The organism is Pengzhenrongella frigida (assembly GCF_004168625.1).
GTDB classification, from domain to species: domain Bacteria; phylum Actinomycetota; class Actinomycetes; order Actinomycetales; family Cellulomonadaceae; genus Pengzhenrongella; species Pengzhenrongella frigida.
Map to the genome: position 1 here is coordinate 35,249 of NZ_SDWW01000018.1, position 15,562 is coordinate 50,810.

Here is a 15,562-nt window from a genome sequence, read left to right on the forward strand (position 1 = left end):
ACCGGCCGCGCCGGTCATCCCCGATCGGCTCGGGCCAGCGCGTCGAGGATCACCGGGACGAGCTCGGGATCGCCCAGGGCCCGGAAGTGCCCAGGCGTCCTGAGCTGGACGTCTGCGGCGCCGGCGAGGCTGCTGCCGCCGGGGATGTGGGGATCGAACCGGCTGGAGACCGAGGTGATGCGCGCGTTCACCGCATCGTCGGCCGAGAGGGCGGCGAGGGTCGGGTCGGTCGGCGCGAACGCCTGCACGGCCGGGAGCGGGATCCAGCGCGCGTACCGCGACCCCGCGAAGGGCGTGTTGACGGCGACCAGGGCCCGGATCCGGTGGTCCGGGTCGAGATGGACCATCGCGTACCTGCCGATCAGGCCGCCCTTGCTGTGCGCGACGAGGACCACGCCGGTGAGATCGTGCCGGACGAGGTCGGCCGCGACCACCCGCGCCATGTCGGGGATCGGGCCGGTGTTGAAGCCGAGAGCGGGGACGAGATGAACCGGGCACCCGCAGCGGTGCAGCCGGTTCGCCAGCGGTCGCATGAACTGCCAGCTCTCGAACACCCCGGGGATGAGGACGACCGTCGGGTTCGGGGGAGAGCCGGCGCTCGCCGGCGGGTCGAGCTCTCCGACGGCGCGCCAGCGCGTGACGGCCACCAGCTGCCAGCGCACGACGTACGCGTAGTCCATCGCCCACCATGCCGCTCGGCGCAGCCAGGTCGTCATTGCGGCGTCCCCCTCCGTGCGGCCTCGGTGCGGCGTCGACCGGCGCCAACCTACCCAAGCTCCGTGGTCCGCGCTCCCGGGGAGGTCCGTGCTCCGCGCAGAGCGGGCCCGGACGGGTGCCGACCCATCCGATCAGGATGAGGCGATCGGCGCGGCACCGGGCTTGCCTGGGGTGCAGAGTCCACGAGTCGCGGCCCGGCCCGGGCAACCCGCAGTCGGCGCCGGACAGGCACCGAGGAGACCCACCATGACGTCGCGCCGCCAGGGGCCAGCAGGTCGTCCGTCCCGCCTGCGCAAGTCCGCGCCGCCGCCGGCCGCCGCTGCCGGGGATGCTCCGGTCGCTGATGCCGACGGCTGGACCGACCAGCACGTGACGGTCGACGGCCGGAGGGTCTTCTACCGTCGCGGCCCGGCGGTCGAGGGCATCCCGATCGTGCACGTTCACGGGTTTGCGATCTCGGGCTCCTACCTCATGCCGACCGCGCGCAGGCTGGCTCACCTGGGGCCGACGGTCGTACCGGATCTGCCCGGGTACGGTCGCAGCGAGCGCTGGCAGCACACCCTCGGCATCCCCGCGCTGGCGCACGCCCTGGAGGCGATCCTCGACGCCCTGGGGTTGGCCAAGGTCGTCTTGATCGGCAACTCGATGGGCTGCGCGGTGAGTCTCGAGGTCGCGCACGCCGCGCCGGAGCGGGTGCACCGCCTCGTGCTCGTGTCGCCCGCCGGGGGCATGTACAACCAACCGTTCGGGCGCGCGTTGCGTCAGCTCGCGGTCGACGGGACGCGTGAGAACCCCCGGATGGCTCGGGTCGCGGTGCCCGACTACGTGCGCTTCGGCCCGGTGAGCGCGCTGAACCTGTTCGGCGAGCTCACCCGGTTCCCCGCGCTCGAACGCCTGCTGCGCACCCCCGTTCCGACCCTCGCGGTGCTCGGCGACCGGGACCCGCTCATGCCGCCCCCGCACCGGGTCAGGGAGGTCAAGGCCCTCGCACCGGAGCACGTGACGGTGGCGCTCATCGAGGGCGCGGCCCACGCGATCAACTTCAGCCATCCCGGCGAGCTGTCCAACGTCATCGAGGAATGGCTCGAGGGTCGTGACATCGTCGACGACCCGGACCAGCCCGGTCACGCCCGGGCCCTGCGGTTCGAGCAGGACTGACCGGGAGCAGCGGAAGGGTGGCCCGACGGTCACGACCCCGGCGGTGGAGCGCTCCAGTGTCCGGGGGCCTGCGCGCGGAACGCCTCGACGGCGGCCTCGAGGGTGGGGAAGAAGCGGTCCGGGGCGGGCGGCCGCGCCAGGCCGTATCGCTCCAGCTTCGACCGGACGGGGTCCTTGAGCTCGGCGAAGACCAGGACGACGCCCGCCGTCGCCAGCAGCGCATCAAGCTCTTCGAGCACGTCCGCCGCGGTGGTGTCGACGTCGGTGATCGGCTCAGCCGCGACGACGATCCACCGGGGGCGAGGATCCGTCGAGGCGAGCCTGCGAACCTCGTCGCGAAAGGTGCGCGCGTTCGCGAAGAACAGCGGGGCGTCGAACCGGTACAGCACGAGCCCGTCGAGCTGCTGTGCCTGCGGGTAGCTCGTCACGTCGTGGTATCCCGGCAGGCCGGCCACCCGGCCGAGGCGGGTCTGGTACGGCCACCAGGCCCGCCGGAACACGTTCAGGATGGACAGGGCGACCGCGACCGCGATGCCGGGCAGGACGCCGAGCAGGGCGACGCCGCCGAAGGCCGCCAACGAGATCGAGAACTCGATCCGCCGTTGGTGCCACAGCCGGACCGTGCCGGCGATGTCCGCGAGCGACAGGGCGGCCGCGATGACGACCGCTGCCAGCGTGGGCTGCGGGAGGTTCTGGAGCAGACCGGGCAGGAACAGCAGGATGACGGCGATCGCCGCGCCGCCGACCAGCCCGGTCAGCTGGCTCTTCGCGCCGGACTGCTCGGCGACCGCGGTTCGTGAGCCGCTGGTGCTGACCGGGAAGCCCTGGAAGAAGCCGGCCGCGATGTTCGCCGCGCCGATGCCGATCATCTCCTGGTTCGCCCGGATCTCCTGCCCGCTGCGGGCGGCGAAGGCCGAGGCGGTCGAGATCGTGTCCGTGAGCGACACCAGGGCGATCCCGAATGCTCCGGCGGCGAGGAGGGCCAGATCGGCGGCCGACACCTGGGGAAGGGTGAAGGCCGGGAATCCTTGGGGGAGCATGCCGATCAGGTCGACCCCGCGCTCACCCAGCGCGAGGGCCGACGCGGCGGCGATGGAGAGCACCACCGCCGCGAGCACCGCCGGCACCTTCGGGAGCCAGCGCTGCAGGACGAGGATGATGACCAGGCCCGCGAACCCGACCGCCAGCGCGGGCACGACCGTCTCGCCGGTCGCGACCCCGTCGATGAACCCGACCAGCTCGGGGATCAGGCTGTCCGCATCGACGGAGAAGCCGAAGAGCTTCGGGAGCTGCCCGACGAGGATCGTCAGCGCGAGCCCGTTCATGTAGCCGATGCGGGTCGGCTTGGACAGCAGGTCGGCGATCAGCCCGAGCTTGGCGGTGCCGGCCAGCACCATGAACGCACCGACGAAGATCGCCAGCATCGAGGCCAAGGCGACCGCCCGAGCCGGGTCCCCACCGGCGCCCGCCAGCGGCAGGATGGTCGCCGCGATCATCGGGCCGAGCGACGAGTCCGGACCCAGCACGAGGATGCGAGACGGGCCGAAGACCGCATAGCCGATCAGGCAGAGGATCGAGGTGTACAGCCCGGTGACCGCCGGCAGGCCGGCGAGCTCTGCGTAGGCCATCCCCTGGGGGACCAGCAGCGCGGTCAGGACCAGGCCGGCGACGAGGTCCTTGGGCAGCCAGGCACGTTCGTAGGTGCGCAGCGTGACGATGCCGGGAACCACCGAGGACATCAGGTCCGCCTCGGCGTCCCGGTCGCGTCACCCGGCGAACCGCGCGAGAACACGCAGCGCCCTAGAACGGGGTGGGGATGCGGTGCAGCGGGAAGACCGGTTCTCGGTAGCCACCGGGCTTCTGTCGTTTGGGCAGGCTGGTCGCGGGTTCCGGCGCGGCGGTGTACGGCACCTGGCTGAGGAGGTGGCTGATGATGTTGAGCCGACCGCGCTTCTTGTCGTCGGTGTCCGCGATGTACCAGGGGGCCCAGGCCGTGTCCGAGGCGAGCAGCATCGCGTCCCGCGCCCGCGAGTAGTCGTACCAGCGGCTGTAGGACTTCAGGTCCATGGCCGAGAGCTTCCAGGTCTTGCGTGGATCGTGGATGCGATTCTCGATCCGGCGCGTCTGCTCGTCTGGCCCGACCTCGAGCCAGTACTTGATCAGCAGGATCCCCGAGTCGACCATCGCCTTCTCGACGCCCGGGACCGCGTCGAGGAACTTGCTCGTCTGTTCCGGGGTGCAGAACCCCATGACGCGCTCGACGCCGGCGCGGTTGTACCAGCTGCGGTCGAAGATGACGACCTCGCCGGCCGCAGGAAGGTGGGGAACGTACCGCTGGATGTACATCTGCGACTTCTCGCGCTCGGTCGGGGTCGGCAGCGCGACGACGTGGAACACGCGGGGGCTCACCCGCTCGGTGATGCGCTTGATCGTGCCGCCCTTGCCGGCCGTGTCCCGGCCCTCGAAGACGATGCACACCTTCGCGCCGGACGACTTGACCCACTCCTGCATCGCCACCAGCTCGCCCTGGAGAACGGCCAGCTCTCGTTCGTACGCCTTGCGCTTCATCTTCGCCGGGGGCTCCGGTGCTGCTGCCAGGTCGTCTGACGTCGCTTTTGCCATGCCGATCACCTCGAGTTGACGCGGCCGCGGGAGTCTTGCCGGACAGGGACCGATCAACTCCTATCACCGCAGCGGCCGGCAGGCGACCCCAGGCGAACGCGCCGGCCGGCGGTGGCACGTCCTACCCCACGGCCGGCGGTCCTCCGGCCCCTCCGTCAGTCCTCGGGCACCGCGGCCAGGTGCGCGGGCTCGACCTCGACGGTGTGCCCGGCGAGATCGGGGTTCCGGCCGATGTAACCGCGGATGTAGCTGCAGACCGGGACGATCTTCATCCCTGCGGACACGGTGTCCTGCAACGCGAACGCGGCGAGCATCGACGCCAGGCCGCGACCGCCGTACTCCTCGTCGACCGAGGTGTGGAAGAAGATGCGCTGGGGTCCGGACTCGGCGTCGAAGGCGACGTATTGCGTCTGGCCGATGACCCGCCCGTCGTCAACGAGCTCGTAGCGCTGGGCGACGGCATTGTCGCGGGCGGTGATGGTGGCGGAGGCGGCGTCCATGATTCTCCCGAGTGTCGATGACGCCGCGAGCGTGGCGCACGCGGCGGTACGCCACGGTACTCAGTCTCCGACGCGCTGCTGACGCGCCAGCGATGCGTCCACCTGGTCGGGCGCCACGAACTCGCACGAGTCCGGGTGCCCGTGCGGCAACGTGCACATCCGCCCGGTCGGCAGATGCAGCTGGGCGCACACACCGGCGTGGCGTCTGCCCTCATCGACCGACACGTTGTGTGCGGCGCTCAGGTTCTGCGCCGTGACCGAAGCGCCGTAGACCAGCCGCGCGGCGTTGGGTTCCATGGGTCGTCACCTTTTTCGGAGTTCTCCCTCTGCGAGAGCCCTCCTTCCAGAACCAGGTGAAACGCTACCCGCCGGACCGCCCCCACGGGTGGTCTTCGCCTTCGGGGGCGTCAGTAGGTGAACGCCGCGATGCGAGCGCGGAGGTCGGCTGACATCCGCGCGAGCTCGGTCACCGACTCGCCCATCTGTCCCATCACCTCGCTCGAGGTCGCCGCGGTCTGGGCGACCTGCGTGATGTTCGACGCGATCTCGCCGGACCCCGACGCCGCCTCCGCGACCGAGCGCGACATCTCGTTCGTCGTGGCGGTCTGCTCCTCGACCGCCGACGCGATCGTCAGCTGATAGTCGTTGATCGAGGCGATGATCCCGCTGATCTCCGCGATCGCGGCCACCGCGCCGGTGGTGTCCACCTGGATGGCCTCGACCCGGCGGGTGATCTCCTCCGTTGCACGCGCGGTCTCTCGGGCGAGCTCCTTGACCTCGCCCGCCACCACCGCGAAGCCCTTGCCCGCCTCACCCGCGCGGGCCGCCTCGATCGTCGCGTTCAGCGCGAGCAGGTTCGTCTGCTCCGCGATGCTGGTGATCGCCTTGACGACGTTGCCGATCTCGGCCGACGACAGCCCGAGCTTGGCGACCAGGTCGTTGGTCGACGACGCCACCCCGGTCGCCCGGTTCGCCACCTTCGCCGCGTCGTTCGCGTTCTGCGCGATCTCCCGGATGGACGCGCCCATCTGCTCGGCGCCCGCGGCGACCGTCTGGACGTTCCTGCTGACCTGATCAGCGGCTGCGGCCACGACCCCGGCCTGGGTACTCGTCTGCTGGGTCCCCGCAGCCACCCGTGTGTTCGCCGCAGCCAGCTCCTCCGCTGCTGCCGCCACGGTCTGCGCCGTCTCGCCGACACCGGTGAAGGCCGCCCGCAAGGCGCGCTGCGCGACCTCGAGCGCGTGGGCCATCTGCCCGATCTCGTCCGTGCCGCGCACCTGGGCCGGAACGGTCAGATCGCCGGACGACATCGCGTCGAGCGCCAGCGTCACCCCCTTCAGCCGCCGCCGAAGGGCCTGCGCGATCATCAGGCCGAGCGTGACCACGACGACCAGCGCGACCCCGAGGACGATGACGAGCAGCCGGATCGTCGAGGTGGAGCTCGTGTGCGCACCGGCAACGACGGTGCCGGCGTAGTCCGTGATCTCGGCGTTGAGCGAGTCCAGGTCGTTGACGTACTTGTTGATCAGCGGCTGGCTCGCGATGTCCAGCAACGACTCGTACGCCCGGGGGACATCCGCCACCGCGGCGGGCACCAGCTTCGTGTCTCGGGCGGTGATCCACGCCTGGTAGTCCACCAGGAACGGCTCCCAGCTCGGGAAGGACGCGCCCACGCTCGCGGCGAACGCGTCCATGTGGGTCTGCATCGCGGCGTCGTTGTCCGCCTGCTTGGACAACCAGGTCTCTTCGGTCACGTCGCCCTGGATCGCCGCGAGCTGGGCGACGATCATCCGTGCCTTGAGCTGGGTCTGGTGGATCTGCCCGAGGTTGTTCGCCACGTCGCTCTGGACGAGCGCGATCTCGTCCGTGTTCGCCACGACGGCTTGCAGGGAGACGATCGCGAGCACCCCGGTGCCGACAGCGGCGACCGCCAGCACGGCGATCAGCGAGAGGATCTTGGCCCGGACGGACTGGTCGACGATCCAGCCGATGACGCCTGGCCGGCGCACGAACGGGTCGACGGCAGCGTCAAACGTCACGTTCTCAGACATGGCTGGTCCTCGTGGTTCTCGAGAGGTGGGCACAGCGCCGCGGCGCGTGCGGGAATCGACGTCGACCCGGATCGAAGCGTGCGAGGTGGTGCGCCAGGTCGGCACTGCCGAGGCGCTCGTGGGCGCGCGAGGACGCGCTGGCGATCCCTGTGGTGTCGTCCATCGCAGCCCCCTGCTCCGAGTCCCCTGATGTCCCCTTGATCGGCAGGGCGGACGCGGTCGTGAGAGGAACGTGTGGGTGGTGTCGACGACAATGCAACGTGCCCTTCCTCGTGCTCACCGACGACCCCGTACGCCCGGACGGCGGCGTCGTCGTCCAGGACGTCACGGACGAGGGTGTGGCCGGCGAGCGGACCGCGATCGACCGGAGCGGGCTGCCCGGGCTGGTGGCCGCGCGGGAGCAGGCTCGGCCGCGTTGGGTGTGGGACGACACCGCCCGCTGGTACCCGCGGCTGCTTGCTGCCGGGGTGCGCGTCGAGCGGTGCCACGACCTGCGGCTGTGTCACGCCATCGTGCGTCGCAGTGCGGCGTGCGAGGGTTCCGCGCTCTCGCTCGCTCCGCCGAGCCAGTGGGACGAACCTCAGCGGGGCGAGCCGGAGCGGGCCGCGCTCACCTTGTTCGACGACCCGGCAGGACCGGCACGCGGAGCGCGGCTCGTCGATGACCTGGCCGAGCTCGGGCGGCAGCTGGCCGCCGTCGCCGGGGCCGCGTCGTCGGGCCGACTGCGACTGTTGCTCGCCGCCGAGTCGACCGGGGCGCTGATCGCCGCGGAGATGCAGCACGACGGGATGCCGTGGAGCACGACGGTGCACGACGCGTTTCTCACCCGAGCGCTCGGGGCGCGCCCGCGCGGGGGCGGTCGGCCACCGCGGCTCGAGGCCCTGGCCCAGGAGGTCCGCGCGTCGCTGGGGCACCCGTCGGTCAACCTCGACTCACCGCCCGAGCTCTTGCGTGCGATGCGGTCGGCCGGCCTGGACGTCACCTCGACGCGGACCTGGGAGATCCGCACCCTCGAGCACCCGGTGGTGGCCCCGCTCCTGGAGTACAAGAAGCTCGCGCGCCTGCTCAGCGCGAACGGCTGGTCCTGGATGAACACCTGGGTCAGCGATGGGCGGTTCCGGCCCCAGTACGTTCCCGGCGGGGTGGTGACCGGGCGGTGGGCCACCAGCGGTGGCGGGGCGCTGCAGCTGCCGGCCAGCGTCCGGTCGGCCGTGCGCGCCGATCCGGGGTGGCGCCTGGTGGTGGCCGACGCCGCGCAGCTCGAGCCGCGGGTGCTCGCCGCGATGTCCGGTGACCAGCACATGGCCGCGGCGGGCCGACGGGCCGACCTGTACCAGGGGGTCGTCGACGCGGGGATCGTGGCGACCAGGCAGGAGGCGAAGTACGCGATGCTGGGCGCGATCTACGGCGCCACGACCGGCCCGAGCGCGGTCCTGATGCCGCAGCTGACCCGCGCCTTCCCGCACGCGGTCAAGCTCGTCGAGGACGCGGCCCGCGCGGGGGAGCGCGGTGAGATCGTCTCCACGTGGCTGGGACGGTCGTCGCCGCTGCCCGGCCAGCTCTGGCAGGACGTCGTGCAGCGTGCCGCAGGCGAGGACGCCCGGCCGGACGACGCCCGTGCGGCGCGCGGTCGGCGCCGGGAATGGGGGCGGTTCACCCGCAACTTCGTCGTCCAGGGCACCGCAGCGGAATGGGCCCTGTGCTGGATGGCCGCGCTGCGCCGCAGGCTCAGGGCCCTCGACGGAGGCCCCCACCTGGTGTTCTTCCTGCACGACGAGGTCATGGTGCACGCCCCTGCCGCCGTCGCCGACGAGGTGGCCACCGCGGTGCGCGAGGCCGCAGCCGAAGCGGGGCGGCTGCTCTTCGGTGACTCGCCCGTCGACTTCGCGCTCGAGGTCGCCGTCGTGGACTCCTACGACCAGGCCGGCAAGGAGTACCCGGCGACGCCACTGCCTGTACTCACCTTCGGGCCGGCCCGTACCTAGGCGGACTTCCGTTGGGACGTCGGTCCCAGCGGTCGGCCCAGCGGGCGGCTGATCCTTGGGCGCGGCTCCAGCGTAGGAGCGTGCAATCCCAAGGAGGGGCAAATGCGACGTGTCGTGACTGACGAGAAGAATCCCGCGGACCTGTCAAAGGCTCGGCGGTGGTTCCTCCTCATTCTGGTCAGTATCGGTAGCTCGATCATCTACACGCCGGCGTATCTGAAGAGCGTGTTCTACGACCCGCTGATGGATTCTCTGGACCTGACCAACGCACAGCTGGGTGCGCTGCTCTCCGCGTACGCCATCACGGCGACCATCTGCTACCTCCCCTCGGGCATCATCGCCGACAAGGTGCGCGTCCGGACGCTCGCCTCGGTGGGATTCATCAGCACCGCGTTGCTGACCTTCGTCTATGCGGCCCTGCCCTCGTACGGCACGTTGGTCGTGGTCTTCATCGGCATGGGCATCACCACGATCCTCATCTGGTGGGGAATTCGCTACAAGCTGGTGAGGCTGATCTCCGAGGAAGCGGAGTATGCGAAGAACATCGGGCTGAGCTACGGGTTCTACGGTGCCGCCGGTCTGGTGGTCGGTTTCGTCAACCTCGGAATCGTGAACGCCTTCGCGGACAATGTTGACACCGCCGTGACGGTGCTGCTCGCATTCCTTGGTGCATTGATCCTGGTGCTCGGCATTCTCTCGCTGATCTTCATCCCGAAGTTCGAGAACGAGCTGGCGGGTGGCGGCGAGTCCTTCAAGATCTCGGACTCCCTCGCGGCGCTCAAGAGCCCCGTCGTGTGGATCAGCGCCATGACCATGTTCTTCGTCTACTTCTACTACACCGGCGTGACCTACACGACGCCGTACCTGACGGACGTCTTCTCGGCGTCGTTGGTGATCGTCTCGGTGGTCGGCATCGTGCGCACCTACGGCGTGACCCTGCTGGCCGGGCCCGCGTTCGGTGGTCTGGCGCACAAGGCGCACTCGCCGGCACGCGTGATCTGGATCGGCTCGATCGCCACCGCGGTCGCGCTGGTCGTCCTCGCGGTCATGCCGGTGAACTCCGGGATGATCATGGTCGCGGCTGGGATCGCGGTGCTCCTCGGCTTCATCGCCAACGGAGTCTTCGGCATCGTGTCGTCGCAGCTCACGGAGGGCAAGGTCCCGCTCGGGATGTTCGGCGCTGCGACCGGCATCCTGTCCGTGGTCGGCTTCCTTCCGGACACGTTCTCCAGCGCCTGGTTCGGCGGGATGATCGACAACGAGGGAAACGCGGCCTACCCGAAGATCTTCCTGATCCTGGCGGTGAGCGGAGTTCTCGCGGCGGGGTCGTCGGTCCTGCTGCGCTGGTACATCAAGCGGTACCCGGCGACCGACCCCGAGCTCGAGCGGGTCCAGGCGGCGAGCGTCGCAGCATGAAGACCCCGGACGTCCTGGCGCGCGTGACCGTGCAGATGCGGGCTGTGCTCGACCGGCAGACCGCGCTGTCGGACGACGCGTTCGAGACCGACGTGGCCCTCGAGGAGATGCGCCGGCGCTACGCGCTGGAGCGGGTCTTCTGGAACGAGGGCGGGCCGGTGATGGTCGCGACCGTCGATGACCTCGTGCCAGGACCGTCCGGGAACATCCCGATCCGGGCTCATCGTCCGTCGGGCGCGAGCGGCCGACCGTGCATCGTCTACCTCCATGGCGGCGGGTTCGTCGTGGGCAACCTGGACACGCACGACCGGATCATGCGCACGCTCGCGGAGCGCACCGGTTCCGTGGTGGTCGGGGTGGACTACAGCCTCTCGCCCGAGGCCAAGTTCCCGATGGCCGTGCGCGAGTGCGCGGCGGTCGTCCAGCACCTGAGGGCGGCCGGCGCCGCGCTGGGCATCGACGGGAACCACATCTCGTTGGCCGGCGACTCCGGTGGAGCAAACCTGTGCCTGGCGACGACCCTCTACCTGCGAGACGAGGCCCCCGGCCAGGCCATCCGGTGCCTGATCCTCTACTACGGGATGTTCGGTCTGCGGGACTCCCTCTCCCAGCGGCTCTTCGGTGGGGAGTGGGACGGTCTTGCCCGGGCCGATCTCGACTACTACCTGCGCTGCTACACGACCGGGCCGCTCGATCTCGAGAGCCCGTACCTCGACTGCCTGTCCGCGGACCTGTCCGCGGGTGTGCCTCCCTGCTACATCGCGGCGTCGGGTCTCGACCCGTTGCGTGACGACAGCCTGGCGCTGTCGGCGTTGCTCCAGGAGGCGGACGTGCCGCACCGCCTGCGGGTCTTCCAGGGAGTGCTGCACGGCTTCCTGCATCACTCGCGGATGCTCCCCGAAGCCGGTGAGGCGCTCGCGGACGGTGCGGACTTCTACTGCGGCCTGCTCGCCGCGACCGCGCGCTAGCGACCCGCTGCGCTGTGCGCCCGTGCGCCCGCAGCACCCCAGAACCACACGACACAACGAAGGGCAACACAATGGATTTCAGCCTCGACGAGGACCAGCAGCTCATGGTCCAGACGGTCGCTGAGCTCATGGCTCAGGAGAATTGGGAAGCGTACTTCCAGCAGTGCGAGGAGGCCCACCAGTACCCGGAGCGGTTCGTCGCGCAGCTCGCCGCCCTCGGTGTCGACTCCATCCTGCTGCCGGAGGACCGCGGCGGCATGGGGTCCGGGTGGGTCACCCTCGCCGCGGTGTGGGCGGAGCTCGGTCGGCTGGGTGCGCCCACGTACGTGCTGTACCAGCTCCCGGCCTGGGACACGATCCTGCGGGAGGGCACCGCGGAGCAGATCGACAAGATCATGGCCTACCAGGGCACCGGCAAGCAGGTCTGGAACTCGGCGATGACGGAGCCCGGCGCGGGCTCGGGCCTGGGTGCGCTGCAGACCACCTACACCCGGCGCGACGGCAAGGTCTACCTCACCGGCCACAAGACGTTCATCACGTCGAGCGCGCACGTGCCCTACCTCGTGGTCATGTCGCGCGACTCCGCGAACCCCGACACCTTCACCGAGTGGCTCGTGGACATGAGCCTGCCCGGGATCACCAAGGAGCCGCTCGAGAAGCTGGGGCTGCGCATGGACAGCTGCTGCGAGATCTACTTCGACGAGGTGGAGCTCGCGGAGACCGACCTGTTCGGCACCGAGGGCCGGGGCTTCGCCCGCGGGGTCGACGACTTCGACTTCGAGCGGTTCCTCGTCGCGTGCTCCGACTACGGGATGGCGTACTGCGCGTTCGAGGACGCCGCGCGCTATGCGAACCAGCGCGAGCAGGGCGGCGAGAAGATCGCCCGCTACCAGCTCACCCAGGAGAAGTTCTGCAACATGCAGATCCGGCTCACGAACATGCGCAACATGCTCTTCGAGATCGCGTGGAAGTTCGACAACGGGCTCATGGGCCGGGGCGACTGCTCGATGGCCAAGTACTACTGCGCTCGGGCGTCCTTCGAGGTCGTGGACGATGCTCTGCAGGTCTTCGCCGGGATCGGCATCACGGGCAACCACCGGGTCGCACGGTTCTGGCGCGACCTCCGCGTGGACCGGGTCTCCGGCGGCACCGACGAGATGATGATCCTCACCTCCGGCCGGGCTGTCCTCAAGGCATACCGCTGACGGCGCGAAGAGCCCGATAGACACGGCGCGCAGCGCGCGATGAACACGGCAGCGACGAGCCCGATGAACACGAGGGAAGAAGCGAAGATGGCGAACGAGTCAGCGGTCCCGGCCTTCGGTGTGCTGGAGGGCGTGAAGGTCGTGTACTCGGCGGTGGAGATCGCCGCGCCGACGGCGGCCGCCCTCATGGCCGAGTGGGGCGCGGATGTCGTGTGGATCGAGAACGCCCGCACGGGGGACTCGATGCGGGACACCGCCTACGTCAAGGAGATGGAGCGCCGCAACCAGCGCAGCATCGCGTTCAACCCGTTCTCCGAGGACGGCCGCGAGGTGCTGTTCCGGCTCATCGAGGGTGCCGACATCTTCATCGAGTCGAGCAAGGGCCCGACCTACGCGCGGCGCGGCATCACGGACGAGGTGCTGTGGGAGCACAACCCCAAGCTCGTCATCGTCCACGTGTCCGGGTTCGGTCAGACCGGGGTGGAGGACCGGATCCAGCGCGCGGCCTACGACCTGACGGTCCAGGCGTACAGCGGCTACCTGTCCCAGAACGGGACACCGGATCAGCCCATGGCCCCCGCACCGTACGTCGGGGACTACTTCACGTCGCTCATGGTGGTCGGATCGGCGCTCGCGGCGCTGCAGAAGGCGCAGCGCAGCGGGGTGGGGGAGAGCGTCGACGTCGCGATGTACGAGGTGATGCTCCGCGTCGGGGCCTACTACATGATGGACTACCTCAACGAGGGCATCACCTACCCCCGCGCCGGCGCGCGGCACCAGAACCTCTGCGCGATCGGCGAGTACAAGTGCCGCGACGGTTTCCTCGGGCTCTGCGCCTACGGGGTCAAGCAGAACAAGTACCTGCTCGAGCGCATCGGCCTCGGTCACCTGTGGGGGACCGAGGACTACCCGGAGGACACCAGCGCGCTGTGGTTGAACGGGCCGCAGGCTGAGCTCATCGAGCGCAAGCTCGACGAGTTCCTCCTGACCCAGGACGCCGCGGAGGTCGAGAAGGAGTTCTCCGCGGTCGGCATCGCGGCGAACGCGATCCTCGACTTCGATGCGCTCACGCACGAGGAGCACGTGCAGCAGCGTGAGGTCTTCGTCGAGTGGCAGACGCAGGCCGGGGTCCCGGTCAAGGGCGTCGGCATCTTCCCCAAGTTCAGCAGGAACCCCGGCCAGATCTGGCGACCCATGCCGACCCTCGGCATGGACACGGACGTCGTCCTCGCCGAGGCCGGCTACACGGCCGAGCAGATCGCGGAGCTGGCCGAGCGTGGCACGGTCAGGCGGGACTGATGGAGGTCGGGCTCGGGCGAGGCGCCGAGGACAAGGCGGACCCCGTGGGGAACCGCACCCTGCGGGACCTGTGGGACGACCTGGGTGCGCAGTGCGGTGAGCGCACGTTCCTGGTCTTCGAGGACCGTGCCGGGGTCGTCGTCGAGTACACGTACGCACAGTTCAACGCGTTGATCACCCGATCGGCCAACCTCTTCCGGTCGCTCGGTGTCGGGCGGGGCGACGCCGTCGCCGTGCACCTGCGCAACAGCCCCGAGCTGCTCATGTGCATGTTCGGTCTGACCGCGATCGGCGCGGTGATGGTGCCGCTGCACCCGAGCAGCACGCGCGCGGAGTGCGCCGACATCATCTCCCGGGTCGGTGTGCTCGCGGTGGTGTTCGAGGCGGACTCCCTGGCCCTCTACGGTGCCGGCGGTCCCGGCACCGACCACATCGCCGTCCCGCACGCGCTGCTCGCCCGGAGCCGGGAGCCCGTGCCGGGAACGATCTCGTTCGAGACGGCGCGTGACGCGCAGCCGGACCGCCGGACGGAGTCGTTGCCGCTGGGCAGCGATGACGTCGCCGGAATTGTCTTCACCTCCGGGACGACCGCGCGGTCCAAGGGCGTGGTTCTCACGCACGCCAACCTGCTGTTCTCCGGCATCTTCGTCCAGTGGCAGGCGAACCTCACGTCCGGGGACCGGCTGCTCACGACCATGCCCGCCTGCCACGTGAACTTCCAGCTCAACGCGCTCATGCCGGTGCTCCATACCGGCGCGACGTTGATCATGCTGGAGCGGTACAGCGCCAGGTCGTTCTGGCGGCAGGTGTGCCACCACGAGGCGACGGTGGTCCAGAGCATCGCCATGATCGTACGGACGATGCTGCTGCAGCCGCCGGGGGACTGGGAGGCGGACAACCGGGTCCGTGAGGTCCTGTACTACCTGCCGATCACGGACGAGGAGAAGGTTCGCTTCGAGAAGCGCTTCGCGACCCGCATCCTCAACTCGTACGGCACGAGCGAGACGCTCGTCGGAGTGATCACCGACCCACCCGTCGGCGAACGCCGCTGGCCGTCCATCGGGCGGATCGGCCGGGGCTACGAGGCCAGGATCGCCGACGACGACGGTCGCGAGGTGCCCCCGGGCGTCGTGGGCGAGATCCAGGTGCGCGGTGTCCCCGGCCGCACGCTCATGAAGGAGTACTTCCACGATCCCGCGGCGACCGCGGCGGCAGCCGCCGGTGACGGGTGGATGCACAGCGGTGACCTCGGCTACGTCGACGCGGAGGGCTGGTTCACCTTCGTGGAACGGCGCACGCACCTGATCAAGCGCGCGGGGGAGACCATCTCCCCGGCCGAGGTCGAGGCCGTCCTCACCGACTGCCCGGGTGTCTGCGAAGCGGCGGTGATCGGCGTCCCCGATCCGATCCACGACGAGGCCGTCAAGGCGTTCGTCGTGCTGGCCCCGGGCGCCGCGCTGACGGCGCAGGACGCGCAGGACTACTGCCGGACCCGGCTCGCCGGGTTCAAGGTGCCCACCGTCGTGGAGATCGTGCCAGCCCTGCCGCACACCAGCAGCTACAAGGTCGAGAAGAGCCGCCTTGGGTGAGGCGCCGGCGAACGCGGTCAGGACGGCACGAGAACAAGTGAGAGGTACGGCA

The 15,562-nt window shown here is 70.0% G+C and carries 13 protein-coding genes; 7 read left to right on the forward strand and 6 right to left on the reverse strand.

The genetic code is table 11. From position 1 onward, the window contains the following. Positions 1-14: 14 nt before the first annotated feature. The gene (locus tag EUA98_RS09095) at positions 15-716 is read right to left on the reverse strand and encodes an esterase/lipase family protein (protein WP_130102364.1); all 702 of its coding nucleotides are present in this window, start codon (positions 714-716) and stop codon (positions 15-17) included. Positions 717-963: 247 nt separating this feature from the next. On the opposite strand from EUA98_RS09095, the gene EUA98_RS09100 reads away from it, so the two are divergent. Further along, a complete protein-coding gene (locus EUA98_RS09100; RefSeq protein ID WP_130102365.1) occupies positions 964-1,875 on the forward strand; it encodes an alpha/beta fold hydrolase in 912 nt (303 codons plus the stop codon). A gap of 29 nt (positions 1,876-1,904) precedes the next feature. Here the strand turns inward: EUA98_RS09100 and EUA98_RS09105 are convergent, their stop codons facing one another. The 5 genes from EUA98_RS09105 to EUA98_RS09125 form a co-directional block, all read right to left on the reverse strand. Further along, positions 1,905-3,614, reverse strand: coding sequence for a SulP family inorganic anion transporter (locus tag EUA98_RS09105; protein ID WP_130102366.1), 1,710 nt, complete (start codon positions 3,612-3,614; stop codon positions 1,905-1,907). 61 nt (positions 3,615-3,675) lie between these two features. Continuing rightward, entirely contained in the window at positions 3,676-4,497 is an 822-nt protein-coding gene (gene ppk2, locus EUA98_RS09110) for a polyphosphate kinase 2 (protein ID WP_130102367.1), read from the reverse strand. Positions 4,498-4,652: 155 nt separating this feature from the next. After that, on the reverse strand, positions 4,653-4,997 hold the full coding sequence (locus EUA98_RS09115; RefSeq protein ID WP_130102368.1) for a GNAT family N-acetyltransferase: 345 nt from the start codon (positions 4,995-4,997) through the stop codon (positions 4,653-4,655). A gap of 60 nt (positions 4,998-5,057) precedes the next feature. Then, entirely contained in the window at positions 5,058-5,294 is a 237-nt protein-coding gene (locus EUA98_RS09120; protein ID WP_130102369.1) for a hypothetical protein, read from the reverse strand. A gap of 110 nt (positions 5,295-5,404) precedes the next feature. Beyond that, positions 5,405-7,048 (reverse strand): methyl-accepting chemotaxis protein, encoded by a 1,644-nt coding sequence (locus tag EUA98_RS09125; protein ID WP_130102370.1) that lies wholly within the window; start codon positions 7,046-7,048, stop codon positions 5,405-5,407. A gap of 260 nt (positions 7,049-7,308) precedes the next feature. Here EUA98_RS09125 and EUA98_RS09130 point away from each other — a divergent pair, with 260 nt between their 5' ends. The 6 genes from EUA98_RS09130 (at position 7,309) to caiC (ending at position 15,510) form a co-directional block, all read left to right on the forward strand. Next, positions 7,309-9,033, forward strand: a complete 1,725-nt coding sequence (locus EUA98_RS09130; RefSeq protein WP_130102371.1) for a bifunctional 3'-5' exonuclease/DNA polymerase — start codon at positions 7,309-7,311, stop codon at positions 9,031-9,033. A 102-nt stretch (positions 9,034-9,135) separates the two neighbouring features. Next, positions 9,136-10,449, forward strand: a complete 1,314-nt coding sequence (locus tag EUA98_RS09135) for an MFS transporter (RefSeq protein ID WP_130102372.1) — start codon at positions 9,136-9,138, stop codon at positions 10,447-10,449. Then, positions 10,446-11,417 (forward strand): alpha/beta hydrolase fold domain-containing protein, encoded by a 972-nt coding sequence (locus EUA98_RS09140; RefSeq protein WP_130102373.1) that lies wholly within the window; start codon positions 10,446-10,448, stop codon positions 11,415-11,417. Before EUA98_RS09135 ends, EUA98_RS09140 begins: the two co-directional genes overlap by 4 nt. Positions 11,418-11,488: 71 nt before the next feature. Beyond that, positions 11,489-12,622: a crotonobetainyl-CoA dehydrogenase gene (gene caiA / locus EUA98_RS09145; RefSeq protein ID WP_130102374.1), complete on the forward strand. Its 1,134-nt coding sequence runs from the start codon at positions 11,489-11,491 to the stop codon at positions 12,620-12,622. A gap of 87 nt (positions 12,623-12,709) precedes the next feature. Then, positions 12,710-13,921 carry an L-carnitine CoA-transferase gene (caiB, locus tag EUA98_RS09150; protein ID WP_130102375.1) on the forward strand — a complete coding sequence of 404 codons (1,212 nt, stop codon included), beginning with the start codon at positions 12,710-12,712 and terminating at the stop codon, positions 13,919-13,921. Beyond that, positions 13,921-15,510, forward strand: a complete 1,590-nt coding sequence (caiC, locus tag EUA98_RS09155; RefSeq protein ID WP_130102376.1) for a crotonobetaine/carnitine-CoA ligase — start codon at positions 13,921-13,923, stop codon at positions 15,508-15,510. Before caiB ends, caiC begins: the two co-directional genes overlap by 1 nt. Positions 15,511-15,562 lie beyond the last annotated feature (52 nt).

Excerpts from the sequence above, each read along its gene's own strand:
- EUA98_RS09095 (WP_130102364.1), bottom strand. The coding sequence starts at position 716 with ATGACGACCTGGCTGCGCCGAGCGGCATGGTGGGCGATGGACTACGCG.
- EUA98_RS09100 (WP_130102365.1), top strand. The coding sequence starts at position 964 with ATGACGTCGCGCCGCCAGGGGCCAGCAGGTCGTCCGTCCCGCCTGCGC.
- EUA98_RS09105 (WP_130102366.1), bottom strand. The coding sequence starts at position 3,614 with ATGTCCTCGGTGGTTCCCGGCATCGTCACGCTGCGCACCTACGAACGT.
- ppk2 (WP_130102367.1), bottom strand. The coding sequence starts at position 4,497 with ATGGCAAAAGCGACGTCAGACGACCTGGCAGCAGCACCGGAGCCCCCG.
- EUA98_RS09115 (WP_130102368.1), bottom strand. The coding sequence starts at position 4,997 with ATGGACGCCGCCTCCGCCACCATCACCGCCCGCGACAATGCCGTCGCC.
- EUA98_RS09120 (WP_130102369.1), bottom strand. The coding sequence starts at position 5,294 with ATGGAACCCAACGCCGCGCGGCTGGTCTACGGCGCTTCGGTCACGGCG.
- EUA98_RS09125 (WP_130102370.1), bottom strand. The coding sequence starts at position 7,048 with ATGTCTGAGAACGTGACGTTTGACGCTGCCGTCGACCCGTTCGTGCGC.
- EUA98_RS09135 (WP_130102372.1), top strand. The coding sequence starts at position 9,136 with ATGCGACGTGTCGTGACTGACGAGAAGAATCCCGCGGACCTGTCAAAG.
- EUA98_RS09140 (WP_130102373.1), top strand. The coding sequence starts at position 10,446 with ATGAAGACCCCGGACGTCCTGGCGCGCGTGACCGTGCAGATGCGGGCT.
- caiA (WP_130102374.1), top strand. The coding sequence starts at position 11,489 with ATGGATTTCAGCCTCGACGAGGACCAGCAGCTCATGGTCCAGACGGTC.
- caiB (WP_130102375.1), top strand. The coding sequence starts at position 12,710 with ATGGCGAACGAGTCAGCGGTCCCGGCCTTCGGTGTGCTGGAGGGCGTG.
- caiC (WP_130102376.1), top strand. The coding sequence starts at position 13,921 with ATGGAGGTCGGGCTCGGGCGAGGCGCCGAGGACAAGGCGGACCCCGTG.